Source organism: Bradyrhizobium dasycarpum (genome assembly GCF_042019905.1).
GTDB classification, from domain to species: domain Bacteria; phylum Pseudomonadota; class Alphaproteobacteria; order Rhizobiales; family Xanthobacteraceae; genus Bradyrhizobium; species Bradyrhizobium japonicum_B.
The window spans coordinates 1,285,435-1,299,985 of sequence record NZ_CP169574.1 but is presented as its reverse complement, the minus strand read 5'-3'; the positions used below and the strand labels follow the sequence as shown (position 1 = coordinate 1,299,985).

The 14,551-nt window shown below is 65.2% G+C and carries 10 protein-coding genes and 3 pseudogenes; 11 read left to right on the top strand and 2 right to left on the bottom strand.

Going from position 1 to position 14,551, the window contains the following annotated elements; all coding sequences use genetic code 11:
• Positions 1-26 precede the first annotated feature (26 nt).
• Positions 27-317, top strand: a complete 291-nt coding sequence (locus ACETMP_RS06600; protein WP_375160335.1) for a hypothetical protein — start codon at positions 27-29, stop codon at positions 315-317.
• A gap of 678 nt (positions 318-995) precedes the next feature.
• Entirely contained in the window at positions 996-1,913 is a 918-nt protein-coding gene (locus ACETMP_RS06595; protein ID WP_375160334.1) for a septal ring lytic transglycosylase RlpA family protein, read from the top strand.
• Here the strand turns inward: ACETMP_RS06595 and ACETMP_RS06590 are convergent.
• Positions 1,910-2,863, bottom strand: coding sequence for an alpha/beta fold hydrolase (locus tag ACETMP_RS06590; RefSeq protein ID WP_375160333.1), 954 nt, complete (start codon positions 2,861-2,863; stop codon positions 1,910-1,912). The genes ACETMP_RS06595 and ACETMP_RS06590 overlap by 4 nt on opposite strands.
• Before the next feature lie 152 nt (positions 2,864-3,015).
• On the opposite strand from ACETMP_RS06590, the gene ACETMP_RS06585 reads away from it, so the two are divergent.
• The 9 genes and pseudogenes from ACETMP_RS06585 to ACETMP_RS06545 all read left to right on the top strand — a co-directional run bounded on the left by ACETMP_RS06585 (position 3,016) and on the right by ACETMP_RS06545 (position 12,823).
• Complete coding sequence (locus tag ACETMP_RS06585; protein ID WP_375160332.1) at positions 3,016-4,278, top strand: D-alanyl-D-alanine carboxypeptidase family protein; 1,263 nt, start codon at positions 3,016-3,018, stop codon at positions 4,276-4,278.
• A 2-nt stretch (positions 4,279-4,280) separates the two neighbouring features.
• A pseudogene (tmk, locus tag ACETMP_RS06580) lies at positions 4,281-4,935 on the top strand (dTMP kinase); the annotation flags it as partial.
• A 30-nt stretch (positions 4,936-4,965) separates the two neighbouring features.
• Positions 4,966-6,013: pseudogene (locus ACETMP_RS06575) on the top strand (DNA polymerase III subunit delta').
• Between the two features lie 109 nt (positions 6,014-6,122).
• Positions 6,123-8,129, top strand: coding sequence for a methionine--tRNA ligase (gene metG, locus ACETMP_RS06570; protein ID WP_375160331.1), 2,007 nt, complete (start codon positions 6,123-6,125; stop codon positions 8,127-8,129).
• Between the two features lie 12 nt (positions 8,130-8,141).
• The gene (locus tag ACETMP_RS06565) at positions 8,142-8,918 is read left to right on the top strand and encodes a TatD family hydrolase (protein WP_375160330.1); all 777 of its coding nucleotides are present in this window, start codon (positions 8,142-8,144) and stop codon (positions 8,916-8,918) included.
• A gap of 13 nt (positions 8,919-8,931) precedes the next feature.
• Positions 8,932-9,729 (top strand): MBL fold metallo-hydrolase, encoded by a 798-nt coding sequence (locus ACETMP_RS06560; RefSeq protein WP_375160329.1) that lies wholly within the window; start codon positions 8,932-8,934, stop codon positions 9,727-9,729.
• A 180-nt stretch (positions 9,730-9,909) separates the two neighbouring features.
• Complete coding sequence (locus ACETMP_RS06555) at positions 9,910-10,491, top strand: TRAP transporter small permease (protein ID WP_375160328.1); 582 nt, start codon at positions 9,910-9,912, stop codon at positions 10,489-10,491.
• 2 nt (positions 10,492-10,493) lie between these two features.
• A pseudogene (locus tag ACETMP_RS06550) lies at positions 10,494-11,806 on the top strand (TRAP transporter large permease).
• 39 nt (positions 11,807-11,845) lie between these two features.
• Positions 11,846-12,823, top strand: a complete 978-nt coding sequence (locus ACETMP_RS06545) for a TRAP transporter substrate-binding protein (protein ID WP_257179779.1) — start codon at positions 11,846-11,848, stop codon at positions 12,821-12,823.
• A 60-nt stretch (positions 12,824-12,883) separates the two neighbouring features.
• Here the strand turns inward: ACETMP_RS06545 and ACETMP_RS06540 are convergent, their stop codons facing one another.
• Positions 12,884-14,545 (bottom strand): acyl-CoA synthetase, encoded by a 1,662-nt coding sequence (locus ACETMP_RS06540; protein WP_375160327.1) that lies wholly within the window; start codon positions 14,543-14,545, stop codon positions 12,884-12,886.
• Between the last annotated feature and the right edge of the window lie 6 nt (positions 14,546-14,551).

Genomic DNA, 14,551 nt, shown 5'->3' with positions numbered 1-14,551 from the left:
TGGCGGCGCGGATCGGAGGGCGGGGAGTGACGCGAAGCGGCTTCGGCAGATGGACCGGTGGCATCGCGCTCGCCGGCGCGATCATGATTGGCGCCGGCTCCGCGGAGGTCTCGGCGAGCCCGTTGACGCCATTCCGCTACGAGGAGCAGGCGCAGCGTCATTGTCCGCGCGACAAGGTGGTCTGGCTCGATTTCAGGAAGGGCGTCTATTACCGCAGGGGTCAGAAGCGGTACGGCGAAGGCTTCGACGGCAGCTTCGTCTGCCAGAGCGAGGCCCGCGGCGGCCTCTATCGCCGCTCCCTGCTGGGCCTGCGCTGAGCTGCGCGCGGGAAGGAGAGGGTGGCGCTCAGGCGAAGGCCAGCGCCACGAGGCCTCGAGCAGAGCAGAACCAAGCCGCCGGCGGTCAATGCCAGGAAGCCGTCAGATACCAGGTCATGGTTACGCATGGGACACCTGCCGCTCTCGTTTTCGATGCCCGCTCGGATCGATCAAGAATTGTCCGAACGCGCCGTCTTGAAAGAGGTGATGCTTGCCGTCTGCGCGAGTGCCCTCAGGCCCTCGTGCGGTAACCTTCAAACGCATGGGCCAGGAAGATCCCCGCGCTTACCAGACCCATCAGTGCCGAAACCGTCTCGATCATCGTTAAATTCCAAATCCCGCCCTTGCATCCGAGAGAACGCGGGCGGCCTTGCACAGTCAAAAGAATTCCAGAGAGCGGCGCGACAATGGGGGTGGAGTGAGGATTCGGCGCAACAGAATGTCCAGCCGTGGCACAGCGCGGGCGGCCTCGTTCCGTAGAACAACGGAAAAATGCGAACGTCCCGTTTACCATCCCGGCGGGATCGCTGCAGGCTCCCCATTTCCGCCGTGTTCGGGTTGCGTTATCGTTACCGCTTCCGAGACGGTGGTGGGCCGCTTCGGATCAGATGACCGGACAGCACTCCCCGTAGCCAAAGCGGGTTGGGTACGCCTCCGGCAAAGTGGTATTTGGGGCCAATGGGGATCCGACGGTCAGATTCGGTTTTGCGGGCCGCGCGTGGCGTTGCGGCGGTCGCAGCCTGCGTTGCGCTGGCCAATTGCGCCTCCTCGAACAAGTTCGCCAGCCGCGTCGATCCGAAATACGGCGTGTCGTCCAGCCCCCGGGTCGTGGCTTTCGGGGACCCCGTTCCGAAGGGCGGCGGCACCTACCGCATCGGCAAGCCCTATGTCGTGGCCGGCCGGACCTACGTGCCGGAGGAGGACGTCAATTATCGCGCCGAGGGCGTGGCGTCCTGGTATGGCGACGATTTCCACGGCCGCCTGACCGCCAATGGCGAAGTGTTCGACATGACCTCGCTGACCGCGGCGCATCCGACCCTGCCGATGCCGTCCTACGCCCGGGTGACCAACATCTCGAACGGCAAGTCGCTGATCGTCCGCGTCAATGACCGCGGGCCCTATCACGGCAACCGCCTCATCGACGTCTCGAACAAGGCCGCCGAACTCCTTGAATTCAAAGGAAATGGTGTCGCCAAGGTCCGCGTCGAATATGTCGGCCGGGCGCCGCTGGAAGGCTCCGACGATCGCCAGCTTCTGGCGACCCTGCGCACCGGCGTTCCGGCGCCGTCGCCCTCGATGGTCCGGGTCGCCTCGGCCAAGCCGTTCGTGCCGGAGCTGCCATCATCGGCCCGCGGTGCCATTCGCGGCGACGTGCCGATGCCGGAGGGCCGGCCCTACAATCTCGGCAGCACCTCCGCCGACATGGCCTCGCTCAATGCGACCTCGGAAATGTCAGCCTCGAGCCGCAGCCGGGGCCGGGCGCTCCAGAACGCCCGCGCCGTGTCCTATGACGCTGACGGCCGCTACGCGACGGAGACCACGTCCGACGGCGCCGCCGAGGCGCGCAACATCCTGAGCGGCCGCGGGCTCTATTAGGCCGCGCTCTCCTTCAGGAACGTCACCAGCGCCGCGTTCACCTCGTCGGGCCGTTCCTGCTGCACCCAATGGCCGGCGCCCTCGAGGATCAGCTTTTGCTTCAGATTCGGCAGCACGCGCTCAAGCTCGTTGACGCGCTTGGCCCCGATCAGGCCGGTGATGACGGCGTCCTTGGAGCCGGCGATGAACAGCGAAGGCTGACGGATCTGCGCGTCCTGCCAGGGCGCCGTCAGCTCCCAATTGCGGTCGATGTTGCGGTACCAGTTCAGCCCGCCGCGAAAGCCGGACTTGCGGAAGCTTTCGGTGAAGTAGGCGAGGTCAGCCTCGCTGAGCCAGCCGGGCAGCGGTTCCTCGGCGGTGGCGTGGCTGAGAAAGCCCTTGCCCTCCTGCACGAACATCGCGGCGGTGGGGTCGGCTAGGCCGCGTCCCCCCAGTACGACGCGCATGGTGCGGGCGACGTCGCGCTCGAGCTCGGCCTCGGCGACACCCGGCGCCTGGAAATACTGCCAGTAGAAATTGGTGACGCCGCCCTGGCGAAGCAGGTCGAGCGGCTTGCCGCGCCCGCGGAACGGCGGCGGCACGCTCAGGCCCGCGACCGCCGTGAAGATATCGGGCCGGAACAGCGCCGCATGCCATGCGACCGGCGCGCCCCAATCGTGGCCGACCACCATCGCCCTGGTCTCGCCGAGCGCCTGCACCAGGCCAACCATGTCGCCGACCGTGTCGAAGATCGAGTAAGCCGCAACCTCGGGCGGCGCCGCGCTCTGCCCGTAGCCGCGCATGTCGGGGGCGACGACGTGAAACCCGGCCGCAGCGAGCGCGGGGATCTGGTGACGCCAGGAATAGGACAGCTCGGGCCAGCCGTGGCACAGCACCACCAGCGGACCCTGGCCGGCTTCGCGGATGAAGAGATCGATGCCGTTGGCCTTGATCATGCGCGTGGAGGACATCGCTTTTCCGCCTTGTTTCAGGGATTTGGTCGGGAAAGGTGAGGTGCCACGATAGGGGCACGGCGAGAATCGTGCAATCTCTGGGCAGGCGTCCAACGTCGCGTTGTTCGCGCCGATTCCAGCTGTTAAAACGCTGCTCTCAGGGCTTGGCCATGGCATGTCGTCTCCTTTCGCACCGTCGCACCCGGTTCACCGCCGGAGCACTGGCGCGCGGCCTGATGGCGACGATTCTGGTGGCAAGCGTCGGCTGGAGCGGGGCGCTGCTGGCCGCCAACCAGAGCGTCCAGGGCGCCAAGAAGGCCGACGATACCGGCTTCGACGGCGATGCTCCGACCGCGATCCTGATCGAGGCCACGAGCGGCAGCGTGCTGTTCGAGAAGAACGCCGACGAGCTGCGCGCGCCCTCGAGCATGATGAAGCTGATGACGGCGGAGGTCGTCTTCAATGCAGTCAAGAAGGGCGACATCAAGCTGACCGACGAGTACCGGATCAGCGAGAACGCCTGGCGGCGGGGCGGTGCCCCCTCAGGCGGGTCGACCATGTTTGCCGCCATCAACAGCAAGGTCTCCGTCGACGATCTCCTGCACGGCGCGATCATCCAGAGCGGCAATGATGCCTGCATTGCGCTCGCCGAAGCCATGGCCGGCAACGAGAAGATCTTCGCGGCCGACTTCATGACCAAGCGCGCCCGTGAGCTTGGCATGACCAGGTCGACCTTCGGCAATGCCAGCGGGCTGCCCGACCCCGCCAACAAGATGACGGTGCGCGAACTCAGCATGCTCGCCCGCCACATCATCCTGGACTTTCCGGAGTTCTACAAACTGTTCGGCGAGAAGGAATTCACCTGGAACAAGATCCGCCAGCCCAACCGCAATCCGCTGCTCAATTCGCTGGAAGGCGCCGACGGTCTGAAGACCGGCTACACCAAGGAAGGCGGCTACGGCATGGTCGGCTCGGCCGTTCAGAACGGCACGCGGCTGATCGTCGTCGTCAACGGACTGGACGACCCCGACGATCGCGCCAGCGAAGCCAAGAAGATGCTGGAATGGGGTTTTCGCAATTTCGAGACCCGCACGCTGATCGCGGCCGACCAGCCCGTCGGCTATGCCAAGGTGTTCGGCGGCGAGAGCCGCTCGGTCAAGCTCGTCGCCAAGACTCCGGTGAAGGTGATGGTGCACAAGAACGGCAGCGACAAGCTGATTGCGCGCGTCGTCTATAGCGGCCCGGTGCGGGCGCCGGTCGAGGCCGGCCAGAAGGTCGGAGTGGTCAGGGTCTGGCGCAGCGGCAACATCGCGGTGGAGACGCCGGTCTATGCGGCTGAAGCAATCGGCACCGGCTCGACCGTTCGGCGCGCGATCGACGGCGTCAGCGAGCTCGTGATCGGCATGTTCCGCGCAGGCGCCGAGAAGCTCTGATCATGAGTGAGAGCGCAGGACAGCGGCCGTCCGGACGCGGACGCTTCATCACCTTTGAAGGCGGCGAGGGCACCGGCAAGTCGACCCAGATCAAGAAGCTGGCCGACCGCCTCAAGGCGGCCAAGCTCCGCATCCGCGTCACCCGTGAGCCGGGCGGCTCGCCGGGCGCCGAGATCATGCGTCATCTGGTGCTGTCGGGGATGGGCAGGCTGCTCGGTCCGGAGGCGGAGACGCTGCTGTTTGCCGCCGCGCGCGACGATCATGTCCGCACCGTGATACTGCCTGCGCTCAACCAGGGCGTCTGGGTGCTGTGCGACCGCTTCGTCGATCTCGACGCGGGCCTATCAAGGCAGCCTCGGCCGCGTGCCTGAAGGCCTGATCAACGCGATGCAGCGGGTCACGATCGGCGATCTCAAGCCGGATCTCACCATCATCCTCGACCTCCCGGTCGAGATCGGCCTCCAGCGCGCCGCCGCGCGCCGCGGCAACGGCACGCCCGACAGGTTCGAAAGCGAGAAGCTCAGCTTTCACCAGGGCCTGCGCGAGGCCTATCGCAAGATCGCTGCGGACGATCCGGCGCGCTGCGTGCTGATCGACGCCAATTCCGACCCTGACACGGTCGCGGCCCGAATCTGGGCTGCGCTGCGCGATCGTCTCCTTCCCCACCCCGGCTTCGGTGATTTCAGCATGAGCCCGCGCCAGTCCGAGCGTGAAACCGCCATTCCGCATCCGCGCGAGACCGGTCGCCTGTTCGGCCATCGCGAGGCCGAGGCGGCGCTGCTATCAGCCTATCGCAGCGGGCGGATTCCGCATGCCTGGCTGATCGGCGGGCCGCAGGGCATCGGCAAGGCGACGCTGGCGTATCGCATGGCGCGCTTCGTGCTCGCCCATGGCCAACCGCTGGCGCCCGCCGTGCAGCACGCCCAGGACCTTGCGGTCGACCCCGATGACGCCGTGGCGCGGCAGGTGGCGGCCGGCTCGCATGGCGGACTCCTGACGCTGGAGCGCACCGCCAACGATCGCGGCGTGATGCGCACCGTGATCACCGTGGACGAGACGCGCGAGACGATCGGCTTCTTCGGCTCGACCGCGGCAGCCGAAGGCTGGCGGGTCTGCATCGTCGATACCGTCGACGAGCTCAATCCCAACGCGGCCAACGCGCTGCTGAAGATTCTCGAAGAGCCGCCGCAGCAATCGCTGTTCCTTCTGGTGAGCCACGCGCCGGCGCGCGTGCTCGCCACCATCCAGTCGCGCTGCCGCAAGCTGCGCCTGCGGCCGCTCGCAACGGACGACGTGGTCGGGGCCGCGGCTGCGGCCGCCCAGCTCGATCCGAGCGATCCTGCGCTGCGCGAGGCGGCGGAGGCTTCCGAGGGCAGCGTTGCGCGGGCCCTGACGCTGCTCGGCGGCGACGCGCTGAAGCTTCAGCAGCGCACCGCCGCGCTGCTGGCGCGCCTGCCACTGGTCGACCCGCGCGAACTGCACACGCTCGGCGATTCCCTCGGCACCAGCGACCGCGTCGCGCTCGCCGCCTTCATCGACGGCATCGATCGCTGGATCGCCGAACGCCTCCATGCGGACGAGGCCAATGCCAACCAGAATTTGCCGCGCCTTGCGCGCTTAAGCGAGGTATGGGGAAAAGATCGTCCGCGCCGCGCGCGACACCGAAACCTACAATCTGGAGCGCAAGCCCTTGGTTTTCTCGGTGTTCGGCTGGCTGGCGGACGCAACGCGCTAGAGCATGATCCGAAAAAGTGCACGGCGGTTCTCCGAGAAGATCATGCTCAAGACAATAACGGAAGCGCAGAACCGTTTCCAAATTCGAGAAGCCGGTAAAGGAATTCGTCGTGGCAACGCGAGCTAAGAAAACCGTGAAGCGCAAGAGCGGCAAGAAGGCTGCGAAGAAGTCCGCCAAGACAGCAGCGAAGACGGCGACGAAGGCGCGCGCGCGCAACGCTGCCAAGAAGGGCAAGAAGGCTGCCACCAAAAAGGGCGTGAAGAAGAGCGCAGCTAAGACGGCAAAGAAGGTCGGCAAGAAGGCTGCGAAGAAGCAGGTCGTCGCCAAGAAGGCGAAGGCGACCAAGAAGCCAGCCAAGAAACCAGCTAAGAAACCAACCACGACTTCGGCGAAGGGGGTCGCCAAGAAGGTCAGGGTAGCTCCTTCGGCTGCGATCACGGCACCGGCTCTCGTGGTGGCGCCGCCGAAAGCTGCCAAGCCGAAGGCGCCGCGCGCGCCGAACCCTGCCGCAGCTTCGCAAGCCGCAGCGCCGGCAGCCACCCCAAAGGCCGCAGCGCCCGTTGCCGCCGCCGCGCGCGACAACGTCTTCTATATCACGACCGCGATCGCCTACCCCAATGGCAGCCCGCATATCGGCCACGCCTATGAGGCGATCGCGACCGACGTGCTGGCGCGTTTTGCGCGGCTCGACGGCAAGGACGTGTTCTTCCTGACCGGCACCGACGAGCACGGCCAGAAAATGGTCCAGACCGCGGCCGGCGAGGGCATGTCCGCAGCAGCCCTCGCAACCCGCAATGCGGGCCGCTTCAAGGAAATGGACGAGCGTCTGAATGTGTCGTTCGACCGCTTCATCCGCACTACCGAGGAGCAGCATCATCGCTCCAGCCAGGAGATCTGGCGGCGCATGGAGGCGAACGGCGACATCTATGCCGACACCTATGCCGGCTGGTATTCGGTGCGCGACGAGGCCTATTACGCCGAGGACGAGACGCGCCTGAACGACGACGGCGTGCGGCTCGGTCCGCAGGGCACGCCGGTCGAATGGGTCGAGGAGAAGAGCTACTTCTTCCGCCTGTCGGCGTACCAGGACAAGCTCTTGAAGCTCTATGCGGATCATCCCGATTTCATCGGGCCGGATTCCCGCAAGAACGAGGTGGTCAGCTTCGTCAAGGGCGGCCTGCGCGATCTCTCGATCTCGCGCACCACGTTCGACTGGGGCGTGAAGGTGCCTGGCGACGAAGAGCACGTGATGTATGTCTGGGTCGACGCGCTGACCAACTACATCACCGGCGTCGGCTTTCCCGACGAGAGCGACAAGAACTGGCGCTACTGGCCGGCCGACGTGCACATCATCGGCAAGGACATCATCCGTTTCCACGCCGTGTACTGGCCGGCGTTCCTGCTGTCGGCCGGCATCCCGCTGCCGAAGCGGGTCTATGCCCACGGCTTCCTGTTCAACAGGGGCGAGAAGATGTCGAAGTCGGTCGGCAACGTCGTTGATCCCTTCAACCTCGCCGACCAGTACGGCGTCGACCAGATGCGCTATTTCTTCCTGCGCGAGGTGCCGTTCGGACAGGACGGCAACTACAATCACGAAGCGATCGTCGCGCGCATCAACGCGGACCTTGCCAACGATCTCGGCAACCTGGCGCAGCGCTCGTTGTCGATGATCGCCAAGCAACTGGGCGGCGTGCTGCCGGAGCCCGGCGAGTTCAGCGACAACGACAAGGCGATTCTGACGATGGCCGACGGCATGGTGGCCGCGTCCCGCGAAGCCATGGCGACGCAGCAGATCCATCACTGGCTCAACGCCGTCTGGGCCGTGGTCGCGGAGGCCAACCGCTATTTCGCCGGCGAGGCGCCGTGGGCGCTCGCCAAGACCGATCCGGCCAGGCAGAAGACGGTGCTCTACGTCACCGCCGAGGTCGTGCGCCAGATCGCGATCCTGGCTCAGCCCGCGATGCCGACGGCATCAAGCTTGCTGCTCGACAGCCTCGGTATCCCGCAAAGCGAGCGCAGCTTCGCCATGCTGGGCGGGGACAAGCGGATCGCGCCCGGCTCGACGCTGCCGGCTCCGACGCCCGCATTCCCGCGCTACATCGAGCCGGCGGCCTAGAGGCATTCGCCGATGCTTGTCGACAGCCACTGCCATCTGGATTTTCCGGATTTTGCTGAAGATCTCGACGGCATCGTGTCGCGGGCACGCGCGGCCGGCATCGGGCGCATGGTCACGATCTCGACGCGGGTTCGGAAGCTCAATCAGCTTCTTGCCATCGCCGAACGCTACGACGACGTCTATTGCTCGGTCGGCACCCATCCGCACAACGCGGATGAGGAGGACGGCATTGCATCGGACGAGCTGGTTGCGTTGACGGAGCATCCCAAGGTCGTCGCGCTCGGCGAGGCCGGGCTCGACTATTTCTACGACAACGGCTCGCCGGACGCGCAGGCGCGGGGCTTTCGCGCCCACATCGCCGCCGCCCGCGCCACCGGCTTGCCGCTGGTGATACACACCCGCGAAGCCGACGAGGACTGCGCCCGCATCCTGGAAGACGAGGCGGCCAAGGGATCGTTTCGCGCCGTGCTGCATTGCTACACGGGTGGGCGCGAGCTGGCGCTGAAGGCGGTGTCGCTCGGGCTCTATATCGGTTTCACGGGCATTCTGACGTTCAAGAAGTCGGAAGCGCTGCGCGCGCTTGCGGCCGAACTGCCCTCCGATCGTATCCTGGTCGAAACCGACTCGCCCTATCTTGCGCCAGGCAATTTCCGCGGCAAACGCAACGAACCGGCCTATGTAGTGGAGGTCGCAAGAGTGCTGGCCGAGACGCGCGGCGTGCCGTTCGACGAGATCGCGCGCCAGACCAGCGAAAACTTCTTCCGCCTGTTCTCGAAGGTGAAGGCTTGAAACCGGGAGCCGCATGACGCTGACATTGACGATCCTGGGCTGCGGCTCCTCCGCCGGCGTGCCGCGCCCGGCGCTCGGCTGGGGCGCTTGCGATCCCAGCAATCCCAAGAACCGCCGCCGCCGCTGCTCGCTGCTGGTCGAACGGAAATCCGAGCATGGCACCACGCGCATCCTGATCGACACGTCGCCGGACCTGCGCGAGCAATTGCTCTCGACCAATGTCGATCACATCGATGCGGTGTTCCTGACGCATGAGCACGCCGACCAGACCCACGGCATGGACGATCTGCGATCGGTCGTGATGCACATGCGCCGCCGCATCCCGACCTATTTCAACCAGTCGACCGCCAAGGACATCCTGTCGCGCTTCTCCTATTGCTTCATCTCGCCGGAGGGCAGCGACTATCCGCCGATCCTGACCCGGCATTCGATCGAGGCCGGCGAAAGCCAGACCATCCTGGGGAAGGGGGGCGCCGTGACGATGACGGCCTTTCTGGTCCAGCATGGCAACATTCCCGCGCTCGGCTATCGCATCGGGAATGCAGCCTACACACCCGACCTCAACGACATCCCGCGCGAAAGCTGGGATGCGCTGGAAAATCTCGACCTCTGGATCGTCGACGGCCTGCGCTACACCAACCACGTCAGCCATTTCAGCATCAATGACGCGCTGTCCTGGATCGAGCGGTTCAAGCCAAAGCGCGCCGTCATCACCAACATGACCGCCGACGTCGATTACGAGGTGATCCGGCAATCGCTGCCCGCGGGCGTCGTGCCCGCCTTTGACGGGCTGCGGCTGGAGACGCATTGAACCTGCGGTAGAAATTCGCCCGCCGGTAGGCATAGTCCTTGCTTGCGCTGGCTCCATCATGTTGATCTAACGTCTGAAAGACAGGGTGTTGGCCAAGGGCGATATTGAGGCAGGATCGGCGGGCGCGCGATATGCGATCGCTGGACCCGCCGAAACGCCTCCGTGCGAGGATGGGATTGCGTGGCAGGGGACGACGTAACGGCTGGGGGACTGGTGCGCCGCGCGCTGGATCTTCTTTATCTAGGGGCAGGCTACGCCGCCGGCGTCTTTCTGGTTGCGATCTTTGCCATCATGATGGTCATGTCGGTCGGTCGCCAGTTTGCGATCAACATTCCCGCCGGCGATGACTTCGCATCGTGGTGCATGGCCGCGATGGCTTTCCTCGGCCTTGCGCATACCTTCAAGCGGGGAGAGATGATCCGCGTCGGCCTGCTGCTGGAGCGCCTGCACGGGCGGACCAAGCAGGTCGCGGAGATCGTGGCGCTGGGTATCGCCACCGTCTTCATTCTCTATTTCACCCGCTATGCTGTGCAGATGACCTACGATTCCTGGCGCTTCAACGACGTAGCGCAGGGCGTGGTCGCGCTTCCGCTCTGGATTCCCCAGCTCGGTTTCGCCGGCGGTCTTGCGATCCTGTCGATCGCGCTCATCGACGAAATGGTCAACGTCGTCGGCGGCGGCCGCCCAAGCTACGAGAAAGGCTCGCCGGACGAGACGCCGGAAGAATTCGTCGAACGCATCTCGCAGGGCGGCGGAGGTTGACCATGGCCAATCTCGGCATGATCGAACTCTCCTTCATCCTGCTCGGCGTCATGATCCTGCTGCTGGGAAGCGGCGTCTGGATCGCGGTCTCGCTCGGGCTCGTCGGCTTCGTGGCGATGTCGTTGACCACGAGCCTGCCGCTCGGCGCGGTGCTTGCGACCACCACCTGGAGCGCCAGCTCGTCCTGGACCCTGGCCGCGCTGCCGCTGTTCATCTGGATGGGAGAGATCTCTTCCGCACCAAATTGTCGGAAGAGATGTTCCGGGGATTGTCGCCCTGGGTGCAATGGCTGCCCGGGCGCCTGACCCATGTCAACGTGATCGGCTGCGGCATCTTCGCGGCGGTCTCGGGTTCTTCGGCCGCGACCTGCGCGACGATCGGCAAGATCGCGCTGCCCGAGCTCGACAAGCGCGGCTACGATAAAGGCTTGAGCCTCGGATCGCTCGCAGGCTCGGGCACGCTCGGCCTTCTGATCCCGCCCTCGATCCCGATGGTGGTCTACGCGGTCACGGCCAATGTCTCCGTGCTGCAGGTGTTCCTCGGCGGCTTCCTGCCGGGCGTGCTGGTGATGGTGCTCTATTCCGGCTACATCGTCGTCTGGTCGCTGCTCAATCCCAAGAAGGTTCCGCCGCGCGATCCGCCGATGCCATTCCGGCAGAAGCTGCGCGAGTCGGCGAAGCTCGCGCCGTGCCTGCTGCTGATCTTCGGGGTCTTCCTTTCGCTCGTGCTTGGTTTTGCGACCGCGACCGAATGCGCCGCCTGGGGCGTCACCGGGGCATTGCTGCTGGCCTGGTGGAGCGGCACGCTCACGCGGAAAAACTTCCTCGAGAGCATCATGAGCGCCACGCGCCTGACCTGCATGATCATGCTGATCCTGGCGGGCGCTGCCTACACCACGGCTGCGATGGCCTATACGGGCATTCCGGCGGCACTCGCCACCTGGGTGCAGGGGCAACAGCTCACGCCGGGAATGCTCGCGCTTTATCTCAGCATCATGTACATCATCCTGGGATGCCTGATCGACGGCATCTCGATGATCGTCCTGACCGCCGTCATCGTGCTGCCCATGGTCAGGCAGGCGGGCCTCGATCTGGTCTGGTTCGGCGTCTATCTCATCATCCATGTCGAAATGGCGCAGATCACCCCGCCGGTCGGCTTCAATCTGTTCGTGCTCCAGAACATGAGCGGGCGCGACACGTTCACCGTTGCGCGGGCGGCGTTTCCGTTTTTCGTGCTGCTGCTCGCCTCCGTGTTCATCATCACGGAGTATCCACAGATCGTGCTGTTCCTGCCCAAGCTCGCCTTTCCAGACTGACGAAGCCACGCTTTCAATTTGACCGGGAGGAGAAGTTCAATGAAGTCTCGTTTCATCGGTGCAGGCCTGATGGCCTGCGCAATTCTGGCGGCAACGCCCGCTTTGGCCCAGACCAAATGGAATCTGCCGGCGGCCTATCCCGCCGACAATCCGCACTCCGAGAATCTCGTCGCCTTCGCCAAGGACGTCGAGGCCGCAACATCAGGCAAGCTGCAGATCACCGTCCATCCCGGCGCCTCGCTGTTCAAGGCACCCGACATCAAGCGCGCGGTGGTGACCGGTCAGGCGCAGATGGGCGAAGTGCTGCTCTCCATCCACGAGAACGAGGATCCCGTGTTCGGCGTCGACGTCGTGCCGTTCCTCGCGACCAGCTTCCCGGACGCGATGAAGCTGTATCAGGCCTCCAAGGCTGCGATCGTCAAAAAGCTCGATGCGCAGGGCCTCAAGCTGCTGTTTGTCGTGCCGTGGGCGCCGCAAGGCGTCTATGTCAACAAGCCGCTCGCGACCATCGAGGACATGAAGGGCCTGAAATGGCGCGCCTATAACGTCGGGACCGCGCGCATCGGCGAGCTGGTCGGCGCGCAGTCTGTCACGATCCAGGCTGCTGAACTGCCGCAGGCGCTGGCGACCGGGGTGGTCAATTCCTTCATGTCGTCGGGCGGCACGGGCTACGACGCGAAGGCCTGGGAGTCGCTCAAATATTTCTACGACGTTCAAGCCTGGATTCCGAAGGACTACACCTTCGTCAACAAGGCCGCGTTCGACGCGCTCGACAAGCCGACCCAGGAAGCCATCCTCAAGGCGGCGGCAACGGCGGAAACCCGTGGCTGGAAGGCCTGGCAGGACAAGAGCACCTGGTATCTCGATCAGCTCAAGGCGAAAGGCATGAATGTCGAGCCGCCGAGCCCGGCGCTCAAATCCGGCTTCCAGAAGATCGGCGAGCAACTGACGGCCGACTGGCTCAAGAAGGCCGGCGCCGATGGTCAGGCGATCGTCGACGCCTACAAGAAGATGTGAGGATGAGGCCTTCCGCCCGCTGCCTTCCGGCGTGCGGGCGGAAGCTCTTCTGCCGTCAGCTCAGGCCGAGATCGCCTTCGCCGATCCGACCTCGTTGCGCAGCAGGAATTTCTGGATCTTGCCGGTGGACGTCTTCGGGATCGGGCCGAACACGACGGCCTTTGGCGTCTTGAAGCCGCTCATGTGCGAGCGGCAGAAGGCGATGATGTCGGCTTCGCTGGCGCTGGCGCCGTCCTTCAGCTCGACGAAGGCGCAGGGCACTTCGCCCCACTTGGGATCGGGCTTTGCGACCACGGCCGCGAACAGCACGGCCGGGTGCTTGTAGAGGATGTCCTCGACCTCGACGGAGGAGATGTTCTCGCCGCCGGAGATGATGATGTCCTTGGAGCGGTCCTTGATGATGACGTAGCCGTGCTCGTCGAGCACGCCGAGATCACCGGTGTGAAACCAGCCGCCCTCGAACGCCTCCCTGGTCGCCTTCTCGTTCTTCAGGTAGCCCTTCATCACGATATTACCGCGGAACATGACCTCGCCGATGGTCTCGCCGTCGCGCGGCACCTGCTGCATGGTCTGCGGGTTAATCACCGTCACGGCTTCCTGAAGCGGGTAGGGCACGCCCTGCCGGCGCTTCATGCGCGCGCGCTCGGGCGCGGGGAGCTCGTCCCAGCCGGGCTGCTCCGCGCAGACGGAGGCGGGGCCGTAGACCTCGGTCAGGCCGTAGACATGCGTGAGCTTGATGCCGATGCTCTCGGCGCCTTCCAGCACCGCGACCGGCGGTGCGGCTCCGGCGATCAGGCCGACGACGCGGCGGGCCGCACTGCCGGTTGACGTTTCCTTGGGCGCGTCGGGGGCGTTGATCAGCGTGTTGTAGACGATCGGCGCGCCGCACATGTGGGTGACGCCGTGCGCCTTGATCAGCTCGAAGATCTTGGTTGGCTCGACCTTGCGCAGGCAGACATTGATGCCGGCGGCCGCCGCGATGGTCCACGGGAAGCACCAACCATTGCAGTGGAACATCGGCAGCGTCCAGAGATAGACCGGATGCTGGCCGAGATTGCCGGCGAGGATGTTGCTGACCGCGTTGAGATAGGCGCCGCGATGATGGGTGACGACGCCCTTGGGATTGCCCGTCGTGCCCGAAGTGTAGCTCAGCGCGATCGCGTCCCATTCGTCGTTTGGCGTGATCGCCGCGAAGTTCGGATCGCCCTCGGCGACAGCCGCCTCATACTCGATCTCGCCGATGCGGCTGCCGCCTTTGAACGATGCGTCGTCGACGTCGACCACGAACGGCCTCGGGCCCGTCATCTGCGCCAGCGCGTCGGTGATGACGCCCGAGAATTCGGGGTCGACCAGGATGATCTTCGCGCCGCCGTGGTCGAGCTGAAACGCGATCGACGGCGCGTCGAGACGGATGTTCAGCGCGTTGAGCACGGCGCCGGTCATGGGCACGGCGAAATGAGCCTCGTTCATCGCCGGGATGTTCGGCAGCATCGCAGCGACGGTGTCGCCGACGCCGATCCCCTTGCGCGCGAGCCAGGACGCAAAGCGCCGGCAGCGCTCACGGGTCTCGGCCCACGTGAAGCTGCGGCCCTCATAGACCGTGCTGACATGATCGGGATAGACGGCGGCGCTGCGCGCGAGAAAGCTCAGCGGGCTCAGCGGCACGTAATTGGCGGGCGTCTTGTCGAGTCCGATATTGTACTGGTTCTGCCGCTCGCTCATCGACAC

Coding starts and splice junctions, on each gene's coding strand:
- ACETMP_RS06595 (WP_375160334.1), top strand. CDS start 996: ATGGGGATCCGACGGTCAGATTCGGTTTTGCGGGCCGCGCGTGGCGTT.
- ACETMP_RS06590 (WP_375160333.1), bottom strand. CDS start 2,863: ATGTCCTCCACGCGCATGATCAAGGCCAACGGCATCGATCTCTTCATC.
- ACETMP_RS06585 (WP_375160332.1), top strand. CDS start 3,016: ATGGCATGTCGTCTCCTTTCGCACCGTCGCACCCGGTTCACCGCCGGA.
- ACETMP_RS06565 (WP_375160330.1), top strand. CDS start 8,142: ATGCTTGTCGACAGCCACTGCCATCTGGATTTTCCGGATTTTGCTGAA.
- ACETMP_RS06560 (WP_375160329.1), top strand. CDS start 8,932: ATGACGCTGACATTGACGATCCTGGGCTGCGGCTCCTCCGCCGGCGTG.
- ACETMP_RS06545 (WP_257179779.1), top strand. CDS start 11,846: ATGAAGTCTCGTTTCATCGGTGCAGGCCTGATGGCCTGCGCAATTCTG.
- ACETMP_RS06540 (WP_375160327.1), bottom strand. CDS start 14,545: ATGAGCGAGCGGCAGAACCAGTACAATATCGGACTCGACAAGACGCCC.